11 protein-coding genes are annotated in these 12,972 nt (G+C 60.3%); 9 read left to right on the forward strand and 2 right to left on the reverse strand.

Annotated features, from left to right (window positions below; genetic code table 11):
• The first annotated feature begins 110 nt into the window (after positions 1-110).
• Both gss and M5M_RS20165 read left to right on the forward strand, forming a co-directional pair.
• The gene (gene gss, locus M5M_RS10905; RefSeq protein ID WP_015047547.1) at positions 111-2,003 is read left to right on the forward strand and encodes a bifunctional glutathionylspermidine amidase/synthase; all 1,893 of its coding nucleotides are present in this window, start codon (positions 111-113) and stop codon (positions 2,001-2,003) included.
• Positions 2,003-2,173 carry an I78 family peptidase inhibitor gene (locus M5M_RS20165; RefSeq protein ID WP_015047548.1) on the forward strand — a complete coding sequence of 57 codons (171 nt, stop codon included), beginning with the start codon at positions 2,003-2,005 and terminating at the stop codon, positions 2,171-2,173. The genes gss and M5M_RS20165 overlap by 1 nt, the downstream gene beginning before the upstream one ends.
• 91 nt (positions 2,174-2,264) lie before the next feature.
• On the opposite strand, the gene ppc is transcribed toward M5M_RS20165, so the two are convergent.
• A complete protein-coding gene (ppc, locus tag M5M_RS10910) occupies positions 2,265-4,877 on the reverse strand; it encodes a phosphoenolpyruvate carboxylase (RefSeq protein WP_015047549.1) in 2,613 nt (870 codons plus the stop codon).
• A 288-nt stretch (positions 4,878-5,165) separates the two neighbouring features.
• Between ppc and mnmH the strand changes: the two genes are divergently transcribed.
• From mnmH to M5M_RS10945, 7 genes are all read left to right on the forward strand, one after another.
• Positions 5,166-6,281 (forward strand): tRNA 2-selenouridine(34) synthase MnmH, encoded by a 1,116-nt coding sequence (gene mnmH, locus M5M_RS10915; RefSeq protein WP_015047550.1) that lies wholly within the window; start codon positions 5,166-5,168, stop codon positions 6,279-6,281.
• A gap of 21 nt (positions 6,282-6,302) precedes the next feature.
• The gene (locus M5M_RS10920) at positions 6,303-7,187 is read left to right on the forward strand and encodes a putative selenate ABC transporter substrate-binding protein (protein WP_015047551.1); all 885 of its coding nucleotides are present in this window, start codon (positions 6,303-6,305) and stop codon (positions 7,185-7,187) included.
• 5 nt (positions 7,188-7,192) lie between these two features.
• Positions 7,193-7,840 carry an ATP-binding cassette domain-containing protein gene (locus tag M5M_RS10925; protein ID WP_015047552.1) on the forward strand — a complete coding sequence of 216 codons (648 nt, stop codon included), beginning with the start codon at positions 7,193-7,195 and terminating at the stop codon, positions 7,838-7,840.
• Positions 7,841-7,869: 29 nt separating this feature from the next.
• Positions 7,870-9,312, forward strand: coding sequence for a PhnE/PtxC family ABC transporter permease (locus tag M5M_RS10930; protein WP_244431027.1), 1,443 nt, complete (start codon positions 7,870-7,872; stop codon positions 9,310-9,312).
• 252 nt (positions 9,313-9,564) lie between these two features.
• Complete coding sequence (locus M5M_RS20170) at positions 9,565-9,843, forward strand: hypothetical protein (RefSeq protein ID WP_016389358.1); 279 nt, start codon at positions 9,565-9,567, stop codon at positions 9,841-9,843.
• A gap of 46 nt (positions 9,844-9,889) precedes the next feature.
• Positions 9,890-12,121, forward strand: coding sequence for a selenide, water dikinase SelD (selD, locus tag M5M_RS10940; RefSeq protein ID WP_015047555.1), 2,232 nt, complete (start codon positions 9,890-9,892; stop codon positions 12,119-12,121).
• Positions 12,122-12,150: 29 nt separating this feature from the next.
• Positions 12,151-12,600: a thioredoxin domain-containing protein gene (locus M5M_RS10945; protein ID WP_015047556.1), complete on the forward strand. Its 450-nt coding sequence runs from the start codon at positions 12,151-12,153 to the stop codon at positions 12,598-12,600.
• 3 nt (positions 12,601-12,603) lie between these two features.
• Here M5M_RS10945 and M5M_RS10950 read toward each other — a convergent pair whose 3' ends face one another.
• On the reverse strand, positions 12,604-12,966 hold the full coding sequence (locus M5M_RS10950) for a DUF2750 domain-containing protein (RefSeq protein ID WP_024330314.1): 363 nt from the start codon (positions 12,964-12,966) through the stop codon (positions 12,604-12,606).
• Between the last annotated feature and the right edge of the window lie 6 nt (positions 12,967-12,972).

The raw sequence follows: 12,972 nt of genomic DNA on the forward strand, positions 1-12,972 counted from the left end.
AATATGCACCCCAACAGGGTAGAGTCACCGGATCAAAGGTACTGCGTCACGGCAATGCTGTCACCTTGCCGCAGACGGTTTTCAACCCGGTCATTTGCCACGAGGTAGTCATGGCCCACCAACTCAAATTCCCGCCCGAACCCTTTGGCACCCTGCTTGGTTATGCACCGGGCAAGGTGGCGATTTACTCCAGCCACTACCCCAGCGCCAACAAGGCCGAATACCCGGACCGTCAGAGTTACCGTAGCACACTCGACGGCCACCCCATGGGCTATAAGTGGCAATGCGTGGAATTTGCCCGGCGCTGGCTGTACCAGAATTATGGCTATGTGTTTGACGACGTGCCCATGGCCTACGATATTTTTCAACTGCACCATGTCACCCGCCTGGCAGACGATACGCTCCTGCCCCTGCGCGCCTTTGCCAATGGCAGCCTGCGCGCGCCGGAAGTGGGCTGCCTGCTGATCTGGGCCGAGGGCGGCGAATTTGAAGTCACGGGCCACGTGGCCATCATCACCGATATCGGCCCGGATTTTGTGCGCATTGCCGAGCAGAATGTGGAGCATGCCAAGCTGCCCGAAGGCCAGCATTGGAACCGGCAGCTGCGCCTGGAGCGCAAGCCCAACGGCCGGTTCCAGATACACGAACAGTTCAGTAATACCCGGATACTGGGCTGGATGATCCAGACCCAGGACGATACCCACGCCCAGCCGCCCACCAAACGCGATTATTCGCTGTTCCGCCTAAACAGCCGGGTAACCAATCAACTGGGCCAGCACACGCGCCCGTGGCTCGATGAAGCCAATAAAATTGATGCGGCCTTTATCAAAGCCATGGGCGGGCATCGCTTATGTGAGTCGGATTCAGACGCAGAGCATTATCGCTACTTCCGCATGTCGGAAACCGCTGAAGCCGAATTGGTGCGCGCCACCAACGAATTGCACTTAATGTTCATGCACGCCACCCAGGCGGTACTGAATGACGACAAGCTGCTGGCGCGGTTCAATATTCCCAAAGCGCTCTGGCCCCGGCTCAGAAAATCCTGGGAAAACCGGCGCGGCCAAACCGTTACCGGCCGGTTCGACTTCTGCATGTCGGACAAAGGCCTGAAGGTGTACGAGTACAATGCCGATTCCGCCAGCTGCCACACCGAAGCCGGTCGCATACAGGGGCAGTGGGCCAAAGCCTTTGGCGTGCAGGAAGGCACCGACCCGGGCGCAGCGCTGGCCGAGCGGATTACCCACGCCTGGAAAAACAGCGGCGCCCACGGCCTGCTGCACATCATGCAGGACAACGACGCGGAAGAAAGTTATCACGCCCAATTCATCAAGGCCGCTGCTGAAGCCGCCGGTTTGCAATGCAAAGTGATTAAAGGGGTCAGCAGTCTGCGTTGGAACAGCGAGGGCCGCATCACCGATGCCGAAGGTCAGGTGATTGAGTTTGTCTGGAAAACCTGGGCCTGGGAAACCGCGCTGGATCAGATCCGCGCCGAATGTGAAGACGACGACGCCCACCCCAATTTACGCCACGCAAAAGACGAGCACAGTCATCCCCGCCTGGTGGATGTGTTACTCACACCCGAAGTGATTGTGTTTGAACCCTTCTGGACATTGATCCCCAGCAACAAAGCGATCCTGCCGATTTTGTGGCAGATTTTCCCCAATCACCCCTATTTGCTCAACGCCCAGTTCCAGCTGACCAAAGATCTGAGTAAACAAGGCTATGTGTCCAAACCCATTGCCGGGCGCTGCGGTTACAACATCAGTCTGGTGGATAAAAATGACCAGGTGTTGAACGAAACCGATGGTCGCTTTGACGAGCAGGACCAGATTTATCAGGCACTCTGGAAACTGCCCGAGATTGATGGCTACCGGGTGCAGTTGTGTACCTTCACCGCGCGCGGAAAATACGCCGGCAGTTGTGTGCGGGTGGATAAATCACTGATCATTACCACCGGCTCGGATTTATTACCCTTGCGCACAGTAGAGGACGAAAAACTCTGATGACACTCACCAAGCCCCAGGATTTATCCACAGAAGCGATTGCCACCTTAATCGGAAAAAACGCCCGCGTTTACACCACCGGCGATATGCTGACGCAGGATTTTGTGCCCAACAGGGTGAATATTGAATTGTCGGACACACGCGAGATTGTACGCGTTTGGTTGGGGTGAAAGGATCACGATTGATAACACTGGGATTTTCGCGCAAAGGATTGCGCTCCCACAAAAGAAAAAGCCCGCACTGAGTGCGGGCTTAATTGTGTTAACCGGTATTGCGCATCCCCGCCGCAATACCCGCCATGGCCACCATCAGTGCGCGATTGCAATCACTGACCTGATCCACATCCTGCTTGGCGCGCACGCGCGCGAGCAATTCGATTTGCAACAGGTGCAGTGGCACCAGATAAATTTCCCGCACGTCGAGTGATTGCGCACCCCAGGCATCATTTTCCAGCAGCGCCTGCTGACCGAGGAAATTCAGCAAGGTGGCGGTATCTTCACTCAATTGATTGCGCAGGGCCTGCCCCAGGCCTTTGAGCGAGTCGTCTACCAGGCGCGCGTCGTAGAGTGAGGCTATGTGGCTGTCGGATTTGGAGTACACCATTTCCATCATCGCCAAACGCGAGCGCATGAACGGCCAATTGGCCTGCATGTCTTTCAACAAATCCGCGCTGCCATTGTCCACCGCTTGTTTCAGCGCGGTGCCAAAACCCAGCCAGCTCGGCAACACCAGGCGGTTTTGCGACCAGGCAAAAATCCACGGAATCGCGCGCAGGGATTCAATGCCGCCTTCAGCTTTGCGCTTGGCCGGCCGGCTACCCAGCGGCAGCTGACCCAGTTCCTGCTCCGGCGTGGCCTGACGGAAATAGCGGACAAAATCCGGCTCTTCGCGGATGTAATAGCGATAAGTTTTGCAGGCGGTGTCGGCCATGGAATCGAGCAACGCACGCCACTCGGCCTTGGGCTCGGGTGGCGGCGCCAGCAGCGCTTCCAGAATCGCACTGGCATACAGCGACAGGCTGCGCACCGCGAGTTTTGGCAAGCCGAATTTGTAGCGAATGGTTTCGCCCTGCTCGGTCACCCGCAGGCCGCCGTTCACCGAACCCGGTGGTTGGCTCAGGATGGCCGCATGGGCTGGGCCGCCGCCACGGCCGATGGTGCCGCCACGGCCGTGGAACAGTGTTAAGTCCATGCCTTCGGCGGTATGCAATTTGATCAAGGCGTCCTGCGCGCGGTACTGGGCCCAGGACGCGGCCAGCACACCGGCATCCTTGGCGGAGTCGGAGTAACCAATCATCACATACTGGCGACCCTTTGCGCGCGCCTTGTAACCGGGCATGGCCATCAGGTCGCGCATCACGCCTTCGGCGTTATCCAGGTCGTCCAGGGTTTCAAACAGGGGCGCCACCGGCAGCGGTTTTTTCACGCCACAGGCTTTTTGCAGCAATTCCACCAGCAACACATCGCTCGGCTGACTGGCCATGGAAATGATGTAGATGGCCATCATTTCCGCCGGCGTTTCGGCAATCACCTGCACCGTGTCGAGCACTTCCTGCACCTCGGCCGAGGGCGCAAAGTGAATTGGCAGCAGTGGCCGCGGGTTATCCAGTTCGGCACGCAAAAATGCCTGCCGCTCTGTTTCACTCCAGCTCAGGTAATCGCCCACGCCGAGCGCACGGGTGATTTCTGCCATCACATCATTGTGGCGCTCGGAGTGCTGGCGGATGTCGAGCCGGATCAGGCCCACACCAAAGCACTGGATGCGGCGGATGGTATCGAGCAAATAACCGCGCGCAATGCGGGTCAGGCCGCAACGCATCAGGCTGTCGTAACACTGGTACAAGGGCGTCAGCAATTGCTCCACACTTTCCAATACCGGCTGGTTATCACTGCGGCTGCCGGTGCGATAGAGTTCGTCCATCTGCTCGCGCGTGTGCGCCAGTAATTTTCGCACCGGGCGGATCAGTTCGCGGTAGGGTTGTTCGGAATCCTTGTGCTGTTCCGGCAACAGCGCCCAGAGGTCATCGCTGGCATCCATCATGGACAATTCCATCGACAACTGCTCCAGATCGCGCGCATACAGCTCGGCCGCTTTGGCGCGGCTCATGGCGATCACCTGACGGGTGAGCTTGGCGGTAACGAAGGGGTTGCCATCGCGATCGCCGCCCATCCAGGACGACATGCGCAGGGGCGTAATCTGCGGCGCCAGTGGCTTGCCGGTAATCTGTTCGGACTGGGCGTCGAGCTCACGCAAAAAGCGCGGCACAGCTTCCCACAGGGAATCTTCAATCACTGCCAGACCCCAGGACGCTTCATCCACGGGGGTGGGCCGGATGCGGCGGATGGAGTTGGTCATCCAATCCTGGCTGATCAGCTCCTGAATGCGGGTCATGTCCACATCGTCGCCGCGGCGCAACTGATCGAAAATCTGCCGGTACTTGTGAATCAGCGTGCGACGGGTCACCTCGGTGGGGTGCGCGGTCAACACCAGATCCATGTGCAGTTTTTCCGCCGCGCGGGTAAAGGCTTCCGCACTCCAGCGTTGGTTTTCAAACTGGCTGCGCAAGCTGGCGAAGGGATCGGGACGGTCGATCAGGGTTTTGGCTTCATCACTGACGGTGTAAATCTGTTCGGCAATATTGGCCAGGTTCAGAAACTGGCTGAAGGCGCGGGCGATGGTGAGCAGGGTTTTGTCGTCTGCGGCACTGATCTTGCCCGTCAGATCCGCCAACGCGGCCTGGTCGCCGGCATCGATGGCCTTGCTCTGTAACCGGATAGTTTCGATGAGATCCAGGCAATCCTGGCCCTCGTGATCGGCAATGGTCTGGCCCAGCAGGCTGCCCAAGGCCTTCACCTGATTGCGCAATGCGCTCATGGTAACTCCTGTGACGGTGTAGTGACTTGTCTATAACTGCCCGGCATTCACTGTTCAATGCGGCAGTGCATCAGTGCTCTGTCTGGTCGCGTTCAGCGTGATTACAGTGCTGAACGCTGGCACCTGGTATGGCCTGGGCTCTTAAAGGTTACTTAAGGCCCGGGTCCTGATTGATGCGCGGTATCTCGCCCTACCGGCCCCGTCTGTGCGGGGCGCCTATTGTAACCGTTGTCCGGCACTAATTGCACAGGTACACTGGCCGGCCTTTAAAAAGCGTCAATTATTGCGATGAAACGGCCCAATACCGACGATTACCGCCGTCTGTTCATTGAGGACTTACCCTTGATGGATGTGCGCGCGCCGGTGGAATTCAACAAAGGTGCGTTTCCGCAATCCGTCAACATTCCCCTGCTGGACGATGAGCAACGCGCCGCCGTGGGCACCCGCTACAAAGAGCAGGGCCAGGATGCGGCCATCGAGCTCGGTTGGCAGTTGGCCACGCCAGAGATCAAGGCCCAGCGCCAACGGGATTGGCTGGCCCACGCCAGCCAGCACCCCACCGGCTACCTGTATTGTTTCCGTGGCGGCTTGCGCTCGCGCCTGTCGCAGCAGCTGCTGCGCGAAGCGGGACTCGACTACCCTTTGGTCACCGGTGGCTACAAAGCCCTGCGCCGGTTTCTGATCGATGCGCTGGAAGCCAACAGCCAGACGGCGCCACTGGTGCTGGTGAGCGGCCGCACTGGCTCGGGCAAAACCCTGTTACTGCCCAAACTCCCGCGCACGCTTGATCTGGAGGCCATGGCCAACCACCGGGGCAGCGCCTTCGGACGCCAGCTGGCACCACAACCGACGCAAATCGATTTTGAAAACCGGCTCAGCATCGGCTTGCTGAAGGCCATGCACCAATCTGCCAGCGCGCCCTTGTTTGTGGAAGACGAGGGCAAACTGATTGGCCGGGTGTCCATGCCCATCTGCTTCAAAACCCGGATGGAAAATTCGCCGCTGGCGGTATTGGAAACGCCCATGGACGAGCGGGTGGAGATAGCGCTGGCGGATTACGTTACCGAGGCCTTCCCGCAGTATCTGGCGCACTTTCCGGATTCACGCGGCGATGCCGAACAGGCCTTCCGCAAACAGATACTGGACAATTTGTCGCGCATCCGTAAACGTCTGGGCGGTGAAAAATACCAATTTTTATCCACCCAATTTGAGCAGGCGTTAACGCGGTTTTTTGCCACCGGCGTGGCTGACGATTTCCGTCCGGGCATCGAATTGTTGCTCACCGAATACTACGACCCCATGTACGATTTCCAGAAAGGATTGCGCAAGGGGCGTGAAATTTTCCGCGGTGATAAAGCGGCCTACATCGAGTGGGCCGCGTCACTGGAAACCTTCCCATCATGAACCATTACTGGAGAATCTACCGTGCGGTTATTGACTGCTTTAGCAGCGCTGCTCGTTTCTCTTGGCGTTGGTGCCGCAAGCACCGGCAATGCCTCGGAAGCACAGCCTGAATTTACCTTCACAGCCATCCCCGACCAGAATGAGGCCGCCCTGCGCGAGCGCTTTGGCGCCATGGCCGATTACCTGAGCGGCGCGCTTGGCCTTAAAGTGCACTATGTGCCGGTTAAAAGTTACCCGGCTGCCATCACCGCCTTCCGCAACAATCAGGTGCAACTGGCCTGGTTTGGCGGCTTGTCCGGTGTGCAGGCGCGTGCACTGGTGCCCGGTTCACAGGCGCTGGCACAAGGCTACGAAGACCAGTTTTTCAAAACCTATTTCATTGCCCACAAAAGTGCCGGCATCGCACCCGCTGAGCAACTGACCGACGCCCTCAAAGGCAAGACGTTTACCTTTGGCTCCAAAGGCTCCACCTCTGGCCGGTTAATGCCGGAGTTTTATGTGCGCGAGCAATTTGCCGCGGCACCCGAGCAGGTGTTTTCCCGCGTGGGATTTTCCGGTGATCATTCGCGCACCCTTGCGCTGGTGGCGAGCGGCGCCTATCAGGTGGGCGCGCTGAATTATTCCGTGTGGGATCAGGCGGTAGCCAACGGCGAGGTGAATACCGACGACGTACAAGTGATCTGGACCACCCCCACCTACCCGGACTACCAGTGGAGTGCACGCGGCGATCTGGACGCAGTATACGGCGAGGGCTTCACCCAGAAACTGCGCGCCGCCTTGTTGAACATGAACGACGCGGCATTGCTGAAAAGTTTTGCCCGCACGCGCTTTGTGCCGGCCAGCAATGATTTCTACCAGCCTATTGAAGACACGGCCAAGGCCATTGGCCTGATGAACGACTGGTAACACCGGTGCTGCATTTTCAGGCCGCGCGCCTGGGCTTTGGCGACCAGACGGTGCTGGCGGATATCGATCTCTGCATCCGGCCCGGCGATCGTATTGCACTGCTGGGCAAAAGCGGCGCAGGCAAATCCACCCTGCTGGCCGCCGTGCGCCAGGCACAGGAATCCCAGTGCGCCTGGTGCCCGCAGGCGCCGGCACTGGTGCCGGGCCTGAGCACTTACCAGAATGTGTTTACCGGCGGGCTGCAACGCCATAACGCCCTGTACAACGCCATCAATCTGATCCGCCCCTGGCCCGACCGGCTGGCAGAAATCAGTGCGCTGAGTAAGCCGCTGGGCATCGATACCCTGTTGCATGCGCCCGCCGGCGAACTCTCCGGCGGTCAGCAACAACGGGTGAGCCTGGCGCGCGCGGCCTGGCAACAGAAACCCTGGTTGCTGGCAGACGAGCCGGTATCTGCCCTGGATGAACAACAGGCCGAGGCCGCCCTTGGCTGGCTGCTCGAACGCCATCGGGGTGGCCTTGTGGCGTTGCACCATGTGGCGCTGGCGCAACGCCTGTGCAACCGGGTGATTGGCCTGCGCGATGGCCGGGTGCTGTTCGACAAGCCCATCCACGCGTTCAGTCCCGCCGATCAGGCCGCCCTGTACCAGTGATCCGGCTACCGCCTCTGACAACCCGCACTGTGAGCCTGTGGCTCGCGTTGACCGCCATGGTCGCGTGGCTGCTGGCCGATACCGATCTTGCCAGCCCCAACCCCTGGCGCGAGCTGACGGCGATGGGGCGCGGACTGTTGATGCCCACCGTTGCCGATTGGGGCCAGTGGTTGTCTGCCATTGGCATGACCCTGGCGTTTGCCCTGCAGGCGATTGCGCTGGCGGCATTGGTGGGATTTGTTCTGGCGCTGGTGTGGCACCGGCGCTGGGTGCGCTGGCTCGCGGCACTGGCGCGCAGCGTACACGAAGTGTTCTGGGCATTGCTGTTCATTCAGGTGCTGGGGCTGAGCACTGGCGCAGGACTTCTGGCCCTGTTCCTGCCCTATGCCGGCACGCTGGCAAAGATCTATGGCGAACAATTGCAGGAGTCGGACCCCCGCCCGGTGCAAGCGCTTACTCTCTCTACGCGCGCCGGTTTATCCTACTTTTTGTATTGCCGTCTGCCCCTTGTGTGGGCGGGCTTTGGCCACTACACCCGCTACCGGTTGGAATGCGCACTGCGCTCGTCGGTGGTGCTGGGGTTTATCGGCCTGCCGACGCTGGGCTACTTTCTGGAAACCGCCCTGCGCGAAGGTGACTACGCCAGCGCCTCGGCACTGCTCTACGCCCTGATCGCACTGGTTTTCAGCCTGAAACTGTGGCTCAACCGCTGGGGCTTTGTGCTGGCACTGTCGCTGTCACTGTGGTGGTTTCCGCCGGCGGTGCACTGGCAGCCGGGCTTGTTGGCACAATTCGCTCAGGATCTGATACCCGCTCCCTTGCGCCTGGACCTGAACGCCGAACAGGCCATGGCTTGGCTCAAGGCCTTGCTCACCCAAGCATTGGACGGCAGCTGGCATACGCTGGTATTGGCACAAGTGGTGGTGGCCGCCACTGGCCTGCTGGCCTTGTTGGCCATGCCACTCAACAGCCCCCAGATGTTGCCGGGCTGGGCGAGGTGGGCCGGCGATGGGCTCCTGATTGTGGTGCGCTCGCTGCCGGAATACCTGCTCAATTTTATTGGCCTGATTTGCCTGGGCCCGTCCATGTTGCCCGCCATGATTGCCATGAGCCTGCACAATGGCGCCATCATTGCCCACCTGTTGGGCCAGCACTCGGGCGAGCTGCCGGAAGCAGCCATGCACTCAGGCGCCACCGACCGCTTTTTTTATCATCTGCTGCCGCGCCTGTACCGCCAGTTTCTGGCGTATTTGCTGTATCGGTGGGAGATCATCGTGCGGGAAACCGCCATGCTGGGCGTGCTGGGTATACCGACCCTGGGGTTTTATATCGATTCCGCCTTCGAGCGGCTGGCGTTTGATGTGGCGCTGCTGTTGATACTGGTGAGCAGCCTGATGACCCTGGGTGCCGATAGCCTGTCGCGCTGGCTCAGATCGCACCTGGCGCTTAAAACAACACCTGAAAGTGAGTAAATCCGGCGATAAAAAACGCTGAACGCCTGCTTTTTGAGCAACATTATTGTTTTTTATACTGACTGCAAAGTCCCTGTTGTGTTTCTGTTCTGGGGTGTTAGTATCAGTTCCAGCCGCTTTTCGCATAAGAAATTCGACCGACTAGACCATACTGGAATAAGACGATCGTACCAGTCAGCGAAGCGGCCCAGAACAATAACGAGCCTAAGTGCCTTACTTACACATAGCTAATTACCAGAGGTTGTCCAGCCAATGTCTCAGCCCCATGTTGCGTTAACCGGGTCAGAGAATAAGGAAGTTCAGTTTGCCAGCCGACAGGAGTCAGTGTTCCCTCATCTCATGCGCTTGTGCATGGATTTCAGCTTGCGCGTCATCGACGACAAGGCGCAGTTTCATTTGCGCGCCAGCCAGGGCAACCCCATTACACCGGCATTCGATTCGCTCGAAGCGTTAGAACGGCACGTGCATGCCAATATGGTGGATATCCTGCACGGTTACCTGTTCCAGACCGAAGACGCGGTTGCCCACTAAGTTTTCTGCCGCAAGCACAGCCTGGCCGCTATAATCGGCGGCCATGATGCCCGCCTCTCCTATTCTCAAAGACCTGGTGCTGCTCGGCGGCGGCCACGCCCACGCCCTGGTGTTGCGCCAATGGGCGATGCAACCCATGCCCGGTGTGCGCCTGACGCTGGTGTCGCCCGAACCCCACACGCCTTATTCCGGCATGCTCCCCGGTCTGATTGCCGGCCAGTACAGTTTTGACCAGACCCACATCGATCTCGATCGCCTGTGCGCATTGACGGGCGCGCGCTTCATCCGCGCCGCCGCCACGGGTATCGATTGCGCGCACAAAACCCTGACCTTTGACGACCGACCGCCGCTGGCGTTTGATCTTTTATCGGTGGATGTGGGCGGGGCGCCCGATCTGGCCATTGCCGGCAGCCAACAGGCGGTGCCGGTAAAACCTATCAGCCGGTTCTACGCACGCTGGCAATCAATGCAGGCATCGCTGGCCGAGCGGCCCCGGCAAACGATCGCCATTGCCGGCGGTGGCGCGGCCGCGGTGGAGCTGGCCGCTGCGCTGCGGGCCAGCGCGCCTGACACCCGAATCGGCCTTTACTTTCCAGCCGGTCAATTGCTCAGCGGCTACAGCGCCGGCTTCCGGCGCAAAGTCAGCCAGGCACTGGCGCACAGGGCCATCGAACTGCACGAAGGCGCACGCCTGACCCGCATTGAGCCTCATCAGTTTGAGACCGAGCGGGGCGACACCGAAGCGTTTGATCTGTTGCTGCTGTGCACGCCGGTGCGGGCGCCCGACTGGCTGGCCAGACAAGACATTGCCACCGACAGCAACGGCTTTATGGTGGTGAACGATCATCTGCAGAATCCGCGTTACCCCTGGCTGTTCGGTGCCGGCGATTGCGTCAGCCTGCAGCATCAACCCCGGCCCAAAGCCGGCGTTTACGCCGTGCGTCAGGCGCCCGTGCTGTTCCACAATCTGCGCGCCGCCCTGCTGGCGGAGCCACTGATTGCCTACCGGGCCCAAACCAGTTTTCTCAGCCTGCTCTCGCTCGCCGACGGCAGCGCGCTCGCAAGCCGGCCGGGCGGCTTTATGCCCAGTTTCAGCGGGTCCTGGGTCTGGCGCTGGAAAGACCGCATCGACCGGCGCTTTATGGCCATGTTCGAAAACCTGACAGCGCCCATGCAGGCAAGCACCGGTGCACCGGACGCGCGCCTGTGGGATGACAAAACGCCTGCACCCGGCGCACTCGCCATGCGTTGTGGCGGCTGTGGTGCCAAAGTGGGCGGCGACATCCTGCAGCGGGCGCTGGCCGAACTGGAGACGGTGACGCATCCGGAGGTGCTGATCGGGCTGGACCAACCGGACGATGCCGCCGCCGTGCGCTTCGCCGCCGATACCACGCTGGTGCAAAGCGTGGATCAGTTTCGTGCGGTGATAGACGATCCCTGGTTACAGGGGCGCATCGCCGCTTTGCATGCACTGAGTGACCTGGACGCCATGCATGCACAGCCGCACACCGCGCAAGCACTGGTGACGCTGCCGTATGCGGCCGATGCCATCAGCGAACGGGATCTGGGGCAGTTGATGCAGGGTGCGGTGCGGGAGCTCAACGCCACCCACTGCCAACTGACCGGTGGCCACACCAGCGAGGGCGCCGAGCTGAGCCTGGGGTTTGCGGTTAACGGGGTGGCCGGATCACGGCTGATGACCAAAGCCGGCCTGCAACCGGGCGACTACCTGCTCCTGACCCAACCGCTGGGCACCGGCTGTCTGTTTGCCGCGCGCGCACAGGGCGCGGCGCGCGGCCGCTGGATCAGCGAGGCACTCAAGGTCATGACCCAATCCAACCGCACCGCGGGCCACATACTGTTCGACCAAGGCGCGCACGCCTGCACCGACGTGACCGGCTTTGGTCTGGCTGGCCATCTGACCGAAATGCTGCGCGCGTCTTTTGTGTCGGCGCGGGTCAACCCCGCGTTGGTGCCCCTGCTGCCGGGCGCACTTGAGCTGATCAGCCAGGGCTGGGTGAGCAGCTTGTACGACAGTAACCTGCGCATCAAATCGGCGCTGGCCGCCCCCGAGGCGCTCGCCGATCCCCGGGTCCGGCTCTGGTTTGACCCTCAAACCAGTGGCGGACTGCTGGCTGCCCTGCCACCGCCAGCGGCCGGGCAGGCGCTGGAACAATTGCGTGCCGCCGGTTACCACGCTGCGATCATCGGCAAGGTGGTGCCCGACGCCGGCTGGCTGATCGAGACCGGGAACTTCAGTCCCAAAACGCCGGTCTAAGGGCTGTATTCAGCAGCAGATAATTTGCCATGCGTTTGTTCTTTCTGTTCATCGCCCTGTCGGGCGCCGCTCGCCTGTGGGCCGACCCCGCACCCAACTGGATTCTGCCGGATGCCAATGACCGCAGCCTGACGTTCTACGATGACGCCCACAACCGGGCCGCGGTGCTGTTGTTTCCGGGGGCGCATTGTCGCGCCAGTTGCGAACAGGCCCTCGGGCTCTGGGTAGAAGCCGCGAACGCGCAACACGCCAAGGTGTATTGGCTGTCGAGCAGCCGGCAACCTGCGGCAGCACCGGCGCCGGCAACACAGCTGTACAACGCGCGCGTGGTTGCGCGGCAGTACGGCGCGTTACAGGAAGCTCGCGTGGTATTGGTCAATGCGGCGCGTGAAAAAGTGTGGAGCGGGCCGGCTCAATCGGAACCGGACGCGGTGTTGGCAGTGTGGCAATCGCAGTGGCTGGCAGGCACCAGCCAATAGAAATCAGGACAACTCGTCGTCGATGTCTTCGAGCAGATCCAGCGGCTCTTCTTCCGCGCCTTCCAGATCGTCATTCCAGTTAATACCTACCAGGATCACATCCTGATGCAGGCCGGGCAGCCAATCGTCGAGAAACTCTTCCAGATCGATGGCGACCGGAGAATACACTTCCCATTCATCCACACACACGGCTTCGGCTAATTCGCGGCTGGACCAGAAGGGCATCACGTCGGTGTCTTCGTGCTTGACCGACGGGCATACCGCAAAGCCATCATCGCCTTCCAAACCCCAGACCACACCGGACTCTGTCGCTTCCACAATGAAGCGATCGTAGTTTTCGTCAAAGTCTTCACTGAGCGGAGTCATGGCAAT

Source organism: Simiduia agarivorans SA1 = DSM 21679 (assembly GCF_000305785.2).
Classification (GTDB): domain Bacteria; phylum Pseudomonadota; class Gammaproteobacteria; order Pseudomonadales; family Cellvibrionaceae; genus Simiduia; species Simiduia agarivorans.

Bases quoted from the DNA above. Each gene is read 5' to 3' on its own strand.
- gss (WP_015047547.1), top strand. From the start codon at position 111: ATGGCCCACCAACTCAAATTCCCGCCCGAACCCTTTGGCACCCTGCTT.
- M5M_RS20165 (WP_015047548.1), top strand. From the start codon at position 2,003: ATGACACTCACCAAGCCCCAGGATTTATCCACAGAAGCGATTGCCACC.
- ppc (WP_015047549.1), bottom strand. From the start codon at position 4,877: ATGAGCGCATTGCGCAATCAGGTGAAGGCCTTGGGCAGCCTGCTGGGC.
- mnmH (WP_015047550.1), top strand. From the start codon at position 5,166: ATGAAACGGCCCAATACCGACGATTACCGCCGTCTGTTCATTGAGGAC.
- M5M_RS20170 (WP_016389358.1), top strand. From the start codon at position 9,565: ATGTCTCAGCCCCATGTTGCGTTAACCGGGTCAGAGAATAAGGAAGTT.
- selD (WP_015047555.1), top strand. From the start codon at position 9,890: ATGCCCGCCTCTCCTATTCTCAAAGACCTGGTGCTGCTCGGCGGCGGC.
- M5M_RS10945 (WP_015047556.1), top strand. From the start codon at position 12,151: ATGCGTTTGTTCTTTCTGTTCATCGCCCTGTCGGGCGCCGCTCGCCTG.
- M5M_RS10950 (WP_024330314.1), bottom strand. From the start codon at position 12,966: ATGACTCCGCTCAGTGAAGACTTTGACGAAAACTACGATCGCTTCATT.